Genomic DNA, 15,101 nt, shown 5'->3' on the forward strand with positions numbered 1-15,101 from the left:
CAAGGATGACCGAACCCGAGGTGCTGCTGGACGTCAGCCGCCTGATCTGGCGCGCATCGACCGGCCGACTGCCGACCGGCATCGATCGCGTTTGCCTAGCTTATGTGGAGCATTACCGGCATCGCGCGCGCGCCGTCGTCCAGTATCGGACGATGCGCCGCGTGCTGCCGCGTTCGCTTTCCGACGAGCTCTTCGATCTGCTGCTCACCAGCAGCGACCAGTTCCGGCGCGACGCAACGCGGCTGGTGCTGCGGTCTTTCTCCACGCTCCGCAGCCCACGCAGCTTTCACGGCGAGATCTATCTCAACATCGGTCACACCGGGCTCAACCAGCCCGGGCTGGGCGAGTGGCTGGCCGCTGCCGACACACGCCCGGTGTACATGCTGCACGACGTGATCCCGATCACCCACCCGGAATATTGCCGTCCCGGCGAGCGCGAACGCCATGAAATGCGGCTTGCGACAATGCTGCGCAGCGGGGCGGGCCTGATCTGCAACTCGGCGGCAACGCGCGCGGCAGCAGCAACCCATGCCCGCAGTGCCGGCTTGCCGTTGCCGCCGGCGGAAATCGCATGGCTCGGGACCACGCCCCTCCCCCTTGCCGACGAGCCGCCTTCGACCGATCGCCCCTATTTCGTCATGCTGGGGACGATCGAAGGACGAAAGAACCATCTGCTGATGCTGCAGATCTGGCGCGAGCTGGTTGAGGGATGGGGCGACGCTGCACCGCGCCTACTGATCGTCGGGCAGCGCGGTTGGGAGGCAGAACAGGCGCTCGCGATGATCGATCGCGCGCAAGCGCTGCACGGTGTCGTCATCGAGATGCCGCGCTGCACGGACGACGAACTCGCAGGGCTGCTCCGCGGCGCGCGTGCACTGCTGTTCCCTTCCTTCGCCGAAGGCTATGGGATGCCGCTTGTCGAAGCGCTCGCACATGGCACACCCGTCGTGGCAAGCGAGATCGACGTGTTCCGTGAACTGGCGGGGCCAATACCCGACTATGCAGCACCTACCGACGGAAAGCGCTGGCGGAAGCTGATCGAAGCCTATGCCTTCAGCGCAGACCGCATGCGCTCCGCGCAACTTTCAAGGCTGGTCGGCTTTCACCCGCCAACATGGTCTGGGCATTTTGCGATCGTCGACAGCTGGCTGGCGACGCTTCCGACGCGGTGAACGCTCAAGCCGAGCGTTGTACGGCGTGCTGCCAGTCACCGAACAACCGCTCCTCGATCGAGTCGATCAGGATATTGGTCGCGGATTTGCTGGCGAGTCCACCGCGTACGAGGCAGCGGGCGTGGAGGACACGCTTGAACGCATCATAGACATGCGGCTCGGGCGCCTGCGGATCGATCCAGAACCGATCAAGCCCCGCCTGGTGGGTAACACCGCGGATTGCATAGATCGCATGGCCAAGCACCATCACCGGTACGCCTGCGCCAAGCGCCAGCGTACCCGAGGTGCTGTTGACGCAGACCATGCCGGACGATGCTCGCGAAAGCGCATCCAGGTCTCCTCCGTCGATATGGAGGATGCGGTCGGCACAGCCCAGTGCACGCGCCTTGTTCGCGATAAATCGCCGCCAATTGAAGAAGGTCGAATCCAGCGGATGTTCCTTGACGAGCAGCATCGTCTCCGCGGGCGCGTGGCGGGCAAAACTCTGCAGCACATACTCCGCCGCGGTCGCCATATCATCGAAGGGCGAATGCGCGCGGATCTGATAATCCGAGGTCAACTGAAGCGGGAAGAGGTAGAAGCGCTTGCCGTCTACTGCGGCCAGCGCCGCTTCCGCCTGACGCGCGCGGCGCTTGCGCATCGCGAAGCGGTTGAGCCAGCCAAAACCGTCCAGGGTGATCGAACCGGGCCGGTGTGAACGGTAGAAGGGGAAGCGCAGCTTGCCCGTGACGACATGATGGTAATGCCAATAGCTATCATGCGCCCGACGCCGGAAGCTCGCCGTGATCGGCTCGAGGTTCGGCATCGGCGGCAATACGGCCGCCTGCTGCAGGAACCAGCGTGGATCGCGCGACAAGGTCGAGCGGCCGTTCACGCCGTCCGGCTCCAACGTCATCCAGTCCGGCCGGATATAGCCTTCCTCCAGCACATGGATGTTGACGCCGCGAAGCTTCGCCATGCCGGTCGCGGCGATGTGCATCGGCCGGCAATCGCCGAACAGCAGCAGATCGGTGATGCGATTGTCGCGCATATATTCGTTGATGAACAGCGACCAGCGCGAACCACGTCCGCGATAATCGACTGCACCCTCCGACCAATCATAGCGATCGCCACCGTTGACATTGATGCGATGGACCGCACAGCCGCGCGCGCGCAGCCGTTCGCCGAGCATCGAGAAGAGCGGCCCCGGCGGCCCCTGCAGGAACAGGAAGGATCGCTGACCGATATCGATCGGTTTCATGCCGTCGCTCCGATACGCGAAAAGGTTCGGCGCAACGCGCCTTGCAGCCGCCGCCACGAAACGATCGCCTCGTTCTGGCGCCGCGCGCCGCCCGCGAGCCGGCGCACAAGTATCTCGGGCGAGCAGGGCAGCAGGGTCAGCGGATCGAGATAGCGCGGATAGGCGATCAGGACCGCGGCGATGAGGTCATCGACGCTCCGGCGGCGCCTGCGGCGTGCAGGCACGTCGCCCAGATCCTCAGTCAGTCCCCAGCCGGCATAGAACGGTACGCCGTGGGTCGTGACGGGCTTATCGCGAAGCAGTGCCTCAAACCCCGCAAGCGAGGTCAGGACATGCACCTCATCGACCATGTCGAGCAGTTGCGACATCGCTGCATCGCGCACGACCAGATCGGCCAGGCTCAGCGTCTCTGTTTCGGATATGCGACCGGTCCGATGCCCGGATTCGACATCGGGATGCGGTTTGTAAAGGATGAACGCATCCGGGTTCAGCGCGCGTACCCGCCGCAGCAGATCGAGATTGCCGGCGACCGCGCCGCCGCCTGCGCGCACCGATCTGTCGTCCTCGACCTGCCCGGGCACGAGGATGTGCCGACGCGCGCCGCCGGGGCGCGGCAGAGCCCCCGAGCCGACCTCATATTTGCTCAGTCCAGAAAGCCGGATGGCGACGCGCAGGCGCGCCGCCTGATCGCGCGTCGCCGCATCGAATTCGGCACGTTCGAGCAGATTTTCGAGCGCGCTCGGTCGTGACGGATCATAATGAACGCCGACCGGATCGACCACGACCGACAAGGGCGGCACGCAGTTGGCGCCAAGGCCGACGGAACGGATGAAACCGTCCTCCACCTCATGAAGCGCGTTCGGCGCCGCTTCGGCGGCAGCAAGGAACGCTTCGGGGACCCGCGCCTTCCAGATGGCGAGGCCTTCGTCCGGGGCGAGATCGGACAGGATCGCGGGATTGGCCGGCACGAAACGCACGCGATCACTGCCGTTCCACAGCAACGGCTCTACTGTCTCACGTTTCCAACGCGCGAAGCCAACCGCCGCGCCGATCGCGCGGTTGCTGTCGATCAGCCTGCGCCAACTGCCCAGCAATTCGATGATCGCGAGTGCGTCGCTCGGATCGCCCTCGAATGGATCAACATAAGTGAAACCGGTTACGACATGACGCGCCACCAGGGCCTCGGCAGTTCCAATGGCATAGGGACCAGCGCCAAACGGCGTCACCGCTGCGCCGGCAATCCGTGCGATCAGCATCACCTCATCCGCCGCATCGGCCCACAAAGTCTCCGCATGACCGATCAAATGCCACGGGTCGCAGGGATCGCTCACCCACGCGATCGACGATCGCGCCGGACGCCAGGACAGCGTCGCCGGCATCCAGAACAACAGCTTATGTTCATTGCCTTCCGCGCAGGCCCGTTCCAGCATCGCTTCGGCCTGCGCCGCACTGGCGGGGCGCGCGACGAGACGGCGTCCGGCATCGAGCGCGGGCTGGGCCGCCCAAAAACTGCCGCCGACACGGTGCTGCCGCAACGCCCGAACGCAGGCTCCTGGCGCGGCCTGCGCGCCATGCGCCCCGCGAACGGCAACGTCGCCCACCCGAGCGCCCGGAAAGGGCGGCACGCGCAGCAACGGCTCGGGAACGATCATGCTTCGGCCAGTTCTCGCGCGGGCAGCGGCATCGCCGCCTCGCGGATCGCGAGCAACTGCCGCAGCAGCGGCTCGATCTGATCGAGCGGCCACGCATTTGGGCCATCGGATAGCGCCTGATCGGGATCGGGATGCGTTTCCATGAACAGCCCGTCCACCCCCGCCGCCACCGCCGCCCGCGCGAGCAGCGGCACGAAGCGGCGCTCGCCGCCCGAACGATCGCCCAAGCCGCCGGGCAGCTGCACCGAATGCGTGGCATCGAACACCACCGGGCAACCGTTTTCGGCCATGATCGCCAGGCTGCGCATGTCGACGACGAGATTGTTGTAGCCGAACGAGGTGCCACGCTCCGTGAGGATGATATTGTCCGCTGACACGCCAGCTGCGGTCGCGGCGCGGCGCGCCTTTTCGACCACCTGCCGCATGTCGGCCGGCGCCATGAACTGCGCCTTCTTGATGTTGACCGGAATGCCGGTCTCCGCCGCGGCGACAATCAGGTCGGTCTGACGTGCGAGAAAGGCCGGCGTCTGGATGACATCGACCACATCGGCCGCGGCACGTGCCTGTTCCGGCGTATGGATATCGGTCAGCAGCGCCAGGCCGGTCGCATCGCGCACCCTTTCGAGAATGCGCAGCCCTTCCTGCTCGCCCGGCCCGCGATAGGAAGCCGACGAACTGCGATTGGCCTTGTCGAAGCTGCTCTTGAAGATCAGCGTCAAGCCGAGCCGGTCAGAGATCGCGCGCAGCGTTTCCGCCACGCTCAACGACATGGCCTCCGATTCTATAACGCACGGCCCGGCGATCACGAACAGCGGCTGACCCGAACCTATGTTATTGTTCCCCAAGCGCATCATGGCTCTATGCGATGCCCCTGGCGGCAAGAACAGCCTCGATCGTCTCCAGATCGGAGGGATTGTTCAGTTCTATACTGTCCCACCCGGCGGGTTCGCAGCGGACGACCGCCATCGGCACGCGATGGTGAAGAAAACGGAGCTGCTCCAGCCCTTCGAGCGTTTCGATCGGGGCGGGCTCGGCGGCGACATAATGCGCCAGCGCCTCGCGCCGATACGCGTAAAGCCCGAGATGCATCAGCACCGGCAATGGATCCGACAGCCGGTCCTCCGGCACGAACGGGATGACCCGCTTGGAGAAATACATCGCGTCGCCCTTGGCATCGACCACCACCGTGGTTCCGCCGCTGCGCCCGGCCGCCTGATCGTCTACGAGATGACGATAGGCGCTGGCCGTGCAGGGAACCGCCACTGTCGAGACGGCACAGTCGGGATAATGCCGCATGTGGGCGACGAGCGCCTCGACATAGGCCGGCGGCGTAAGCAAGGCGTCTCCTTGAAAGTTGACGATGATCTCCGTCTCCGCCGGCAGCAGATGCAATGCCGCAGCCACTCGCTCAGTTCCGTTCGCGCAGGTCGACGGGGTATCAATGACGTCCGCGCCCATCTGCCGTGCCGCATCGCCGACGCGCTCATCATCGGTCGCGACGTGAATGGATGCGATCCCCCTGACCTGCGAGGCCGCCTCATGGCTTCGCTGGATCAGCGATTTGGCGATCCCTGTTGCACCTCGGATCGCCGCAAGCGGCTTGCCCGGGTAACGGCTGGACGCGAAGCGCGCCGGGATGACGATCGAGACTGCTGCTTGCGCCATGCGGCCAACGCCCTTCAGGCAGTGGGTGCCAGATCGTGGATGTGAAGGACCGCTACAGGCCGCGTCGGATTCTCTGTATCCATCATGAACATCACGGTGATCTTGGCTTCGGTCATCAGATGACGGGCCTCGGCCACGCTGACCGAGCCGAGAACCGTGCGCGGGTTCGCGGTCATGATCTCAGCCGCGGTGGCGATCAGCATCCGATCGAACCCGCGACGCAGGTCCCCATCCGTGATGATGCCGATCAGATCGCCGGCATCGTCCACCACACCCGCCACGCCCTTGCCGGCCGACGTCATCTCGAAGACGACATCGCGCATCCCGGCATGCGAAACGACCAGCGGCAGTGGATCGCCGCGACGGACGACGAGGCTGACGGGCATGGCATCGCGGCCGATGTTGCCGCCCGGATGCCAGCCGACCAACTCCCGGCGCGACACGCCGCGCAACCGCATTGCCGCGACCGCAAGCGCGTCGCCCAGCGCCAGCATCATCGTCGACGACGTGGTCGGCGCGATGCGTTCAGGGCAGGCTTCTGGCACCTTGGGAAGCATCAGGACATAATCCGAAGCCTCCGCCAACCACGAACCGGGATCGGCAACGACCGCTACCATCGGCACGCCAATTGCCAGCGCATGATCGACCAGCGGTCGCAGTTCGGGCGTCTTGCCCGAGTTGGACAGGACGATCATGGTGTCATCGGCACGCAACATGCCGAGATCCCCATGCATCGCCTCGCCAGCGTGCAGGAAATAAGCCGATGTGCCGGTGGCGGACAAGGTTGCGGCGACCTTGCGGCCGATATGCCCCGACTTGCCGATGCCGGCTACGATGATCCGCCCCGGAGTTGCGACGAGCAACCGGACCGCATCGGCGAAACTGGCGTTCACCGTATGAGCGAGTGCTTCCAGCGCACGCGCCTCCTGCCGGATAACTGCCAGCCCCTCTTCGACGATGTCGATCGGCGGTTCAATGATCTTGGACGTAATCATTACGCAACCCCAACGTATTATATCCAGGCGTCTTTTATCTTGCGGGGCTATGCCTTAATGCCCCGCGTGTCGAGCATGCCGATCAATTTATGGTTCGCCGGGTCGTTTCCTGCCGACATTTTGCCACGGCTGACCGATCCATCGCGCCAAAACATCGCGTGCGGACCACATTAGCGGCACACGGTTCGCCGCAAGTCCCGGAAGCGTCGCAGGATCAAAGCCCGCCCAAGGCAGGAATGGATTTCTGCGGCTATAGCTCCAGATTTCGATGCGCGTTGAAGGCCGCGCCGAGTGGCCGCGCGCGTGAAAACCGAAGGTGTCAGCGATGATCATCGTGTTGGCGCGCACCGCCAGCGCCTTCGGTGCCGGCAGCCGCATCGCCTCGAACTCGTCCGGCGAGACGCGCATGGAACCGCGCGCGGAAAGATGATCCACGCCTTCGGGGGCAAGCAAGCTGCGCCGCTGTTCCCAGGCCAGGCGCTCGGCCGTCGGCTTGTGCGATCCGGGCACGTAGCAGAACGGCCCCTCGTCTTCCGCCACGTCGGTCAGGAAGAACCATGCTTTCATCGTCGGATGGAATGTGTCCGAGTGAAACATGGTCTGAGGATCCGCCGGTGCATCGGCGCGATGGGTCAGGATCGTTTGAACATAATGGACCGGTTCGCTGTCATGGCTCGCAATGTAGCGGCTCAACCCCCGCCAGCGCTGGTCGCCGAGCAGTGCGCCGATGCCGGGCACATCACGCATGAAACGACTGTCGATGGCGATTCGCCGGGTGATCGTATCGCCCTGAAGCATTTCGCGCGCGGGTGCCTCATGGCCCAGCACTGCCTCCCGAAGCGCGTCGAACACAGGCTGCGGCAAGACATCGTCGATGCGTACGAAGCCGTTGGCATCGAATTCGGCGACGTGGTCCAACGTCAGCCGCGCCACCATTCGCGCCCGCCGAATGCTGGCCATATGATGCGCCAGCGCGATGCGGCGCACGTGCAACCCGGCGCGGTTTAGACGTTTCGAACCGATCAGCGGATTGTCCTTGAAGGATTTCGCGCCGGTTGCGAGTTGGAGCAGCCACCATGGCATGCCGAGGACGGTGCGTAGCGGACTTACGCTCATTGGTTCCATACTATCGATGCCGTTCACAACGGCGATAGTGCCCCTCATGTGTCCTCACGCGGTATGTTGCAATCGCTCACTGAGCTAGACGGCAGCGTTGAGCGACTCCCGCACCCGCATAAGCGCCGTGGATTGTGGTTCTTTCTCGCCAAGCAATGCGAAAGTGCCGTTCAATTCGAAAAAACAATGGCCGTGCACGGTGGCGACCAGCGACCGCGCGAGTGCCGCAGCCTCGCTGATCCGCGCCGGCGGCAGCACACGGGCGATCTCGGCGGCGACGATGCCGGTCAATTCGCCGCGTTCGGCAGCGTAATCCTCGGGCATCGGGTCCCCGGGCGGCAGGCGGTGATCGTAGATCGCCATCCAGAGATTGGTGTTCTCGCGTGCGAAGCTGAAATAGCCGCCGACCAGCGCCGCGATGCGATCTTCGGGCTGGTGGGCCAGGCAGGCACGCAGATGATCCGCCCAGAGGCGAAAGGTTAGCGTGTTGATAGACAGCATCAGCCGATCATGCGTGCCCATCACGTTGTATACGGTGCCGACCGAATAGCCGATCCGTTTTGCCACCTCTCGCGCGGAGAAGCGGGCGAAGCCCACCTCCGCCATCAGGGCATGCCCTTCGGTGACGATGAGGCTTTCCAGTTCAGCCCGACTATGATCCGATCGCCTACCCATGGCGATCCGCCTAGGCTTCAAATTGATCACTGTCCAATTTTTTAATTGAACACTGATTAATTATGGCCTAGACGGGCTGCGCATATCTGGAGTTGCGTTCATGCTGTTCGCCTATGCGCTGATCATCGTCCTCGCGGTTTTGTTGTTCGACACACGCAGCAAGCTTGCCTTCCTGCGCAAGCGGCTCGAAGTGCTGGAGGATCAGGATCGCGCCGCAACGCGGCCGGAGCATCGGACGGCAGCCGCCGCCCAGTCGTCACCATCGGCGACGGATGTACGGGCGGTCGAGGACGGCCGGCCTCCGGATCATGCTGGCGGGCGGCCTTTGGAAGAGGTGCGCAAAACGGCGCCTGCCGTCGCGCCGCAGCCCGCCATTGTGCTGGCCAAGGTGCAGGCCCCGCGCCCGCCCGAACCGCCGCGTGCCGCGCCGGCCGCGCCAGCGGGGCCGGCGGGGCAGCCTGTTACGCCTCCTGCCCCGCCCCGCCCTGCAGCGCCGGTCAAGCCGCCGCGGCCGCGGATCAGCTTCGAGGAATTGTTCGGCCGTCGCCTGCCGATCTGGGCCGGCGGCGCGACGCTCGCGGTCGCGGGCGTGCTGATCGTCAAATATTCGATCGACGCGGGGCTGCTCTCGCCACTCGTGCGCGTCGTTATGGGCCTGCTGTTCGGCGCGTTGCTGATCGGCAGTGCCGAAGCCGCCCGCCGGTTCGAGGCGAAGCTGCGCGACCCGCGTGTTGCGCAGGCGCTGTCGGGTGCGGGCATCGCCAGCCTCTATGCGTCGATCCTGATCGCCGCCAACCTCTATGGGCTGATCTCCCCCACCCTCGCCTTCATCGGCCTTGCAGGGACGACCGCGCTGGCGCTCGGCCTTGCGTTGCGTTTCGGCGCGCCCAGCGCATTGCTCGGGCTGATCGGCGGTCTCGCCGCGCCGGCGCTGGTCGGATCGACCGAACCCAATATCCCGCTGCTCGTGACCTATCTCGCGCTCGCGATCGGCGGCCTTGGCACGCTCTCGCGCGGCCAGCGCTGGGCGTGGCTGGGGATCGGCGCGCTGATCGGCGGCTTCGGCTGGGGCGCGGTGCTGCTGCTGACCGGTGCGCTCGATCGGTTGAGTGCGGTTTCGCTCGGCCTGTTCCTCGTGCTGCTGGGCGTCGGCCTGCCGATGCTCATCGCCAGCGGCCGCCTGCAGACCTTGATCCGCGGCGTCGCTCCGCTCGTAGCCGCGGCGCAGATCGCGACATTGGTCGCGACCGGCGGCTTCACCTTGCTGCATTGGGGCCTGTTCGCCCTGATCTCGGTCGCGATCATCTGGCTTTCGACGCGTGACGCGAAGCTGGCGCGCCTGCCGGCACTCGCGGTCGCCATCGCGCTGCTGCTGTTCGGCACTTGGCCCGATCCCACGATCCGGGACTTCGCCATCGCCGCGACCGGGCTTGGCCTGATCTTCGCCATCCCGGCGCTGGTCCGGCTGTGGCGGACGGGCGGCGGCCTCGTCGAGGCCGGGCAGATCGCGGCCATTGCGCTCGCCGGCCATGCCGTCACCCTGTTCCAGTTCCGCCTCGGCGATGCGAGCCGGGATGCCGCGCTGGCGCTGATCGCGCTGGCGACGGCGCTGCCGCCCGCGCTCGGTGCGGGGCTCGGCTGGCGCACGGCGGAGCGGCGCAACGACTTCCGCTTCGTCACGCTGGTGACGGCGGTCGCGCTGTTGATCGGCAGCGCCATCATCCTCGGCCTCGTCGAATGGAGTTGGACGCCGATGGTCGCGCTGGTCGCAGGCGGGCTGCTGCTGCTCGGCCGCGCCGTCGGCGACAAGAGGATCGAGCCGGTCGGATGGGGCGCGGGCCTCGGTGCAATCATGCTGCTCGTCGCCGGCGATCAGGACATGCTCGACCAGTTCGATCGCATCGTCGGGATCCCGGCGGATGTCACGCTGCTGCCGGCGCTGCTGCGCTGGAGTGCGTTGACGGCGGTCGCCGGGCTCTACGCCTGGGGCGCCGGCCACCGCATCACCCGTGCGGTCGCGCAGGTGCTGACCGTCCTCTTCGGCTATTGCGTGATCGCACAGGTCGTGCCGCCCACGCCGCTGCCACTCGTCACCGCCGCGCTGCTCGTCGCGATCGCGGCCGCCGCGCGGGCACGGCCGCAGCTATCGTTGCTGCCGGCGCTGGGCGGCGCGCTGTTCCTCATCCTCGGCTGGGCGGCGCTGCCGTTCGCGCATTGGGCAGGCCCGGCCTATATCTCACTGGTCGGTGATCCGCTGTTGATGACCGAACTGCCCGCGCTGCGCGACACGCTGCTGCGACTGCTGATCCCCGCCGCCGCGACCGGCGGTGCGCTGTGGCTGCTTGGCACCCGTCTCACCACCGTTCCGCGCTGGATCGGCACCACCGCCGGTCTCGCGCTGGCAATCGGCGTCGGCCAAATATTGTTCAAGCAGATCTTCCATATCGACAGCTATGAGGCCTTCACCCGCCTCGGCCTGATCGAGCGAACATGCTGGGAGGCCTTGCTCGCCGCCGCCGGCATCGCGATCTGGCGCCGGCATCGGATCACCGGCCGCATCGTCATCGGCGCGGCGCTCGCCCACTTCACCTGGTACACGCTCGCCCTGCACAACCCGCTGTGGTGGGAGCAGGCGGTGGGCGGCATTCCGGTGCTGAGCTGGCTGCTAGCGGCCTATGGCCTGCCCTTGGCGCTGCTGTGGGCGTTCGGCCGCTACGAGCCGGAGGCCGCCCGCCGCTTCGCAATGCCGCGCGCCATTGCGCAGATGGTGCTGATCGCGATCCTCGCCGGCTCGGTGCTGCGCCAGATCTTCGTCGGCAACCTGCTGACCGTGATCGGCGTCAGCGAGATGGAGGATATCTCACGCTCCGTCATCACCATCGCGCTTGCGATCGGCTTCCTGCTGTGGGGCATCGCCAAACGATCTCGCCTGTGGCGCGTCGCCTCGCTGCTGCTGATCATCGCCGCGGTCATCAAGGTGTTCCTGTTCGACGCCGCCGGGCTCGACGGGCTGGCGCGGATCGGATCCTTCGTGGCGCTGGGCTTCAGCCTGATCGGCATCGGCTGGCTTTACAGCCGCCAGCTCAGCCGCGATCAGGCCCCGGAAAAGACGACGGAAGAAGGAGTTAACTGATGTCGGCGCCCGATATCTCGCTGCTGGCGAAGCGCCGTTTCGCGCCGATCTTCGTCGTCCAGTTCCTCGGCGCGTTCAACGACAATGTGCTGAAGTTCGCGATGCTGTTCCTCGCCAGCTTCACCTTGTTCCGCGACGCGCCGGAGAATGCCGAACTGCTGGCGACGATCGCCACCGGCCTGTTCATATTGCCCTATTTTCTGTTCTCCGCGCTCGCCGGCCAGATCGCCGACGCGTGGGACAAGGCACGGCTGGTGCGGCTGGTGAAGGCCGCCGAGATCCTGTTCATGGGTATCGGCCTCGCCGGCTTCTGGTTCGAATCCTTGCCGCTGCTGCTGCTCGCGCTGTTCCTGATGGGCTGCCACTCGACCCTGTTCGGCCCGGTCAAATATTCGATCCTGCCGCAGCATCTTGCTCATCATGAGATCGTCGGCGGCACCGGGCTGATCGAGGCCGGCACCTTCCTCGCCATCCTCGGCGGGCAGTTGCTGGCGGGCGTGCTGCCGCCGTGGGAGGCCGGCCTCGTCGCGACAGGCCTTGCCATCCTCGGCTTCGGCGCCAGCCTCGCGGTGCCGGCCGCGCCGCCCCTGCAGAAGGGGCTGGTGATCGATCGCAACCCCTTCCGCAGCACCTGGCAGGTGTTGGCCGCGGCGCATGGCGGGCGCGGCATCTGGCTGGGCATCCTCGGCATCAGCTGGTTCTTCGCGGTCGGCGCCGTGCTGCTCGCCGGCTTCGCCCCGCTCGTCTCCAGCGTGCTGGGGGCGGAGCAACAGGTCGCGACCTTGTTCCTGCTGATCTTCTCGGTCAGCATCGCGATCGGATCGCTGATGGTGAACCGGCTGCTCAAGGGTGAGGTCTCGGCGCGCTACGTGCCGGTCTCCGCGCTGCTGATGGCAGCGTTCATGGTCGGGCTGTGGCTGGCGACGCGCAACTATCCGACCCCGCAGATCGCCGCCGACATCGCCGATTTCGCGCGCGCGCCGGCGAGCTGGCCGATCCTGCTGTGCCTGGTCGGCATCTCCTTCGCCGGCGGCATGTTCATCGTGCCGCTCTATGCGATCCTGCAGAGCGCCAGCCCGCCCGAGGAACGATCGCGGATCATCGCCGCCAACAACATCGTCAATGCGGCGGTGACGGTGGCGGTGGTCGCTGTGACGGTGGCGATGCAGGCGACCGGCACCAGCATTCCCGGCGTGATCGGCGCGCTCGGCTTCGCCACCTTCGCGATCGCCCTGATCAGTTGCTGGCTGCTGCCCGAAACGATGATCAAGTCGCTCGTCCGTTCGGTGCTGACCCTGCTCTACCGCGTCGAAGTGACGGGTGCCGACAATATGCCGGCGCCCGGCGAGCGCGCGGTGGTGGTGGTCAACCATGTCTCCTGGCTCGATGGTCTGCTGCTCGCCGCCTTCCTGCCCGGCAAGCCGGTGTTCGCGGTGCACAGCGCGGTGGTCGCGCGCTGGTGGATCAAGCCGACGCTCAGCCTGTTCCGCGCCTTCCCGGTCGATCCGACCAATCCGATGTCCGCCAAGGCGATGGTCAAGGCGGTGCGTGAGGGAAATACGCTGGTGATCTTCCCGGAGGGACGGATCACGGTGACGGGCGCGTTGATGAAGGTGTTCGACGGCCCCGGCATGGTCGCCGACAAAGCCGACGCACCGATCGTGCCCGTGCGGATCGATGGCGCGCAGTTCAGCCCCTTCTCCCGCCTCGCCGGCAAGGTGAATCGCCGGCTGTTCCCGAAGATCAGGCTGACGGTGCTGCCGCCGCGCCGCTTCGCGATCGAGGGCGAGATGACCGCGCGCACCCGCCGCGCCATCGCCGGCCGCCGCCTCTATGACGAGATGAGCCGGATGATCTTCGCGACCTCGGACCTCGACCGGTCGCTTTTCACCGCCCTGCTCGACGCACGCCACATCCATGGCGCGGCGACCGAGGTGGTGGAAGACATCAAGCGCACGCCGATGACCTATGGCCGGCTGATCACCGGCGCCCTCGCGCTGGGTCGCCGGATCGAGCCGCGCACCCACGCCGGCGAGGCGGTGGGCGTGCTGCTGCCCAATGTCTCGGCGGTTGCCGCGACGTTCTTCTCGCTGCAGGCGATCGGCCGCGTACCGGCGATGCTCAACTACACCGCCGGCGCCACCAATGTGAAAGCCGCCTGCGCCGCCGCCGAGGTCCGCATGGTGCTGACCGCGAAGGCATTCGTCGAACAGGGCAAGCTGCAGCCGCTGGTCGAGGCGCTGACGTTGGAAGGCATCACCGTTCTCTATCTGGAGGACATCGCCGGCGAGATCGGCACCGGCGCCAAGCTGCGCGCGCTGATCGCATCGCGCTTCGCCCGCCGCAGCCATCGCCGCCGCGCGATCTCTGCCGACGCGCCGGCAGTGATCCTGTTCACCAGCGGATCGGAAGGTCTGCCCAAGGGCGTGGTGCTGAGCCACCGCAACCTGCTGGCCAACTGCCACCAGCTTGCGGCGCGGATCGACTTCAACGCGGCGGACATCGTGCTCAACGCGCTGCCGGTGTTCCACAGCTTCGGGCTGACCGGCGGCACGCTGCTGCCGGTGCTGAACGGCATCAAGACTCTGCTCTATCCCAACCCGCTGCACTACCGGATCGTGCCCGCTCTGGCCTATGACGCCAATGCGACCATCCTGTTCGGCACCGACACCTTCCTGGCCGGCTATGCTCGGATGGCGGGCAATTACGACTTCTACGCGATGCGCTATGTATTCGCCGGCGCCGAGCGCGTCCGCGACGAGACCCGCAAGGCGTGGAGCGAGAAGTTCGGCATCCGCATCATGGAAGGCTATGGCGCCACCGAGGCGGCACCGGTGATCGCGGTCAACACGCCGATGCACTTCAAGGCGGGCAGCGTCGGCCGGCTGCTGCCGGGGATCAAGGCGCAAGTGGAGCCGGTGCCCGGGATTGACGAGGGCGGCCGCCTGTCGATCCGCGGCCCCAACATCATGGCCGGCTATCTGAAGGCCGGCGCGCCGGGCGTGCTGCAGCCACCCGCCGAAGGCTGGCACGACACCGGCGACATCGTGACGATCGACGATCAGGGCTTCGTGACGATTCGCGGCCGCGCCAAGCGCTTCGCCAAGATCGGCGGCGAGATGGTCTCGCTGCCCGCGGTGGAGGGCTATGCGGCCGCAGTGTGGCCCGAGGCCGAACACGCCGTCGTGACCCGCGCCGATCCGCGCAAGGGCGAGCAACTCGTGCTGTTCACGACGCGCGCCAATGCCGCAGCCTCCGAGCTTCAGGGCTGGGCGCGCGCCAATGGCGTCGCCGAGCTTGCGATCCCGCGCGACATCCGCACCGTCGAGGCGCTGCCGGTGCTAGGCACGGGCAAGCTCGATTATGTGACGATGGGTCAGATGGCGGCGGGCTGAGCGCGCCGCACACAAAAAAGCCGCCGTTCGAACAACGTCCGGGATGATGGCAGTTGGG

Annotated in this window: 10 protein-coding genes; 3 read left to right on the forward strand and 7 right to left on the reverse strand. The window is 66.3% G+C overall.

The window, feature by feature from the left end:
- Positions 1-5: 5 nt before the first annotated feature.
- Positions 6-1,172, forward strand: a complete 1,167-nt coding sequence (locus FHS96_RS14410; RefSeq protein ID WP_429592641.1) for a glycosyltransferase family 4 protein — start codon at positions 6-8, stop codon at positions 1,170-1,172.
- A 4-nt stretch (positions 1,173-1,176) separates the two neighbouring features.
- Here the strand turns inward: FHS96_RS14410 and FHS96_RS14415 are convergent, their stop codons facing one another.
- The 7 genes from FHS96_RS14415 to FHS96_RS14445 form a co-directional block, all read right to left on the reverse strand.
- Positions 1,177-2,412 carry a capsule polysaccharide biogenesis protein gene (locus FHS96_RS14415; protein WP_429592644.1) on the reverse strand — a complete coding sequence of 412 codons (1,236 nt, stop codon included), beginning with the start codon at positions 2,410-2,412 and terminating at the stop codon, positions 1,177-1,179.
- Positions 2,409-4,064: a capsular polysaccharide export protein, LipB/KpsS family gene (locus tag FHS96_RS14420; protein WP_429592647.1), complete on the reverse strand. Its 1,656-nt coding sequence runs from the start codon at positions 4,062-4,064 to the stop codon at positions 2,409-2,411. The genes FHS96_RS14415 and FHS96_RS14420 overlap by 4 nt, the downstream gene beginning before the upstream one ends.
- Entirely contained in the window at positions 4,061-4,915 is an 855-nt protein-coding gene (kdsA, locus tag FHS96_RS14425; protein ID WP_429592650.1) for a 3-deoxy-8-phosphooctulonate synthase, read from the reverse strand. The genes FHS96_RS14420 and kdsA overlap by 4 nt, the downstream gene beginning before the upstream one ends.
- A 7-nt stretch (positions 4,916-4,922) precedes the next feature.
- Positions 4,923-5,729 carry a 3-deoxy-manno-octulosonate cytidylyltransferase gene (locus FHS96_RS14430; RefSeq protein ID WP_429592653.1) on the reverse strand — a complete coding sequence of 269 codons (807 nt, stop codon included), beginning with the start codon at positions 5,727-5,729 and terminating at the stop codon, positions 4,923-4,925.
- Positions 5,730-5,743: 14 nt separating this feature from the next.
- A complete protein-coding gene (locus tag FHS96_RS14435; RefSeq protein ID WP_429592656.1) occupies positions 5,744-6,724 on the reverse strand; it encodes a KpsF/GutQ family sugar-phosphate isomerase in 981 nt (326 codons plus the stop codon).
- Between the two features lie 87 nt (positions 6,725-6,811).
- Positions 6,812-7,840, reverse strand: a complete 1,029-nt coding sequence (locus tag FHS96_RS14440; RefSeq protein WP_429593070.1) for a phytanoyl-CoA dioxygenase family protein — start codon at positions 7,838-7,840, stop codon at positions 6,812-6,814.
- Between the two features lie 84 nt (positions 7,841-7,924).
- Positions 7,925-8,515: a TetR/AcrR family transcriptional regulator gene (locus FHS96_RS14445; protein WP_429592659.1), complete on the reverse strand. Its 591-nt coding sequence runs from the start codon at positions 8,513-8,515 to the stop codon at positions 7,925-7,927.
- A 100-nt stretch (positions 8,516-8,615) separates the two neighbouring features.
- Here FHS96_RS14445 and FHS96_RS14450 point away from each other — a divergent pair, with 100 nt between their 5' ends.
- Positions 8,616-11,648 carry a DUF2339 domain-containing protein gene (locus tag FHS96_RS14450; RefSeq protein WP_429592662.1) on the forward strand — a complete coding sequence of 1,011 codons (3,033 nt, stop codon included), beginning with the start codon at positions 8,616-8,618 and terminating at the stop codon, positions 11,646-11,648.
- On the forward strand, positions 11,648-15,043 hold the full coding sequence (locus FHS96_RS14455; protein WP_429592664.1) for an acyl-[ACP]--phospholipid O-acyltransferase: 3,396 nt from the start codon (positions 11,648-11,650) through the stop codon (positions 15,041-15,043). Before FHS96_RS14450 ends, FHS96_RS14455 begins: the two co-directional genes overlap by 1 nt.
- Positions 15,044-15,101 lie beyond the last annotated feature (58 nt).

Source organism: Sphingomonas zeicaulis, from assembly GCF_050433225.1.
Lineage (GTDB): Bacteria > Pseudomonadota > Alphaproteobacteria > Sphingomonadales > Sphingomonadaceae > Sphingomonas_D > Sphingomonas_D zeicaulis.

Excerpts from the sequence above, each read along its gene's own strand:
- FHS96_RS14410 (WP_429592641.1), top strand. The coding sequence starts at position 6 with ATGACCGAACCCGAGGTGCTGCTGGACGTCAGCCGCCTGATCTGGCGC.
- FHS96_RS14415 (WP_429592644.1), bottom strand. The coding sequence starts at position 2,412 with ATGAAACCGATCGATATCGGTCAGCGATCCTTCCTGTTCCTGCAGGGG.
- FHS96_RS14420 (WP_429592647.1), bottom strand. The coding sequence starts at position 4,064 with ATGATCGTTCCCGAGCCGTTGCTGCGCGTGCCGCCCTTTCCGGGCGCT.
- kdsA (WP_429592650.1), bottom strand. The coding sequence starts at position 4,915 with ATGCGCTTGGGGAACAATAACATAGGTTCGGGTCAGCCGCTGTTCGTG.
- FHS96_RS14430 (WP_429592653.1), bottom strand. The coding sequence starts at position 5,729 with ATGGCGCAAGCAGCAGTCTCGATCGTCATCCCGGCGCGCTTCGCGTCC.
- FHS96_RS14435 (WP_429592656.1), bottom strand. The coding sequence starts at position 6,724 with ATGATTACGTCCAAGATCATTGAACCGCCGATCGACATCGTCGAAGAG.
- FHS96_RS14440 (WP_429593070.1), bottom strand. The coding sequence starts at position 7,840 with ATGAGCGTAAGTCCGCTACGCACCGTCCTCGGCATGCCATGGTGGCTG.
- FHS96_RS14445 (WP_429592659.1), bottom strand. The coding sequence starts at position 8,515 with ATGGGTAGGCGATCGGATCATAGTCGGGCTGAACTGGAAAGCCTCATC.
- FHS96_RS14450 (WP_429592662.1), top strand. The coding sequence starts at position 8,616 with ATGCTGTTCGCCTATGCGCTGATCATCGTCCTCGCGGTTTTGTTGTTC.
- FHS96_RS14455 (WP_429592664.1), top strand. The coding sequence starts at position 11,648 with ATGTCGGCGCCCGATATCTCGCTGCTGGCGAAGCGCCGTTTCGCGCCG.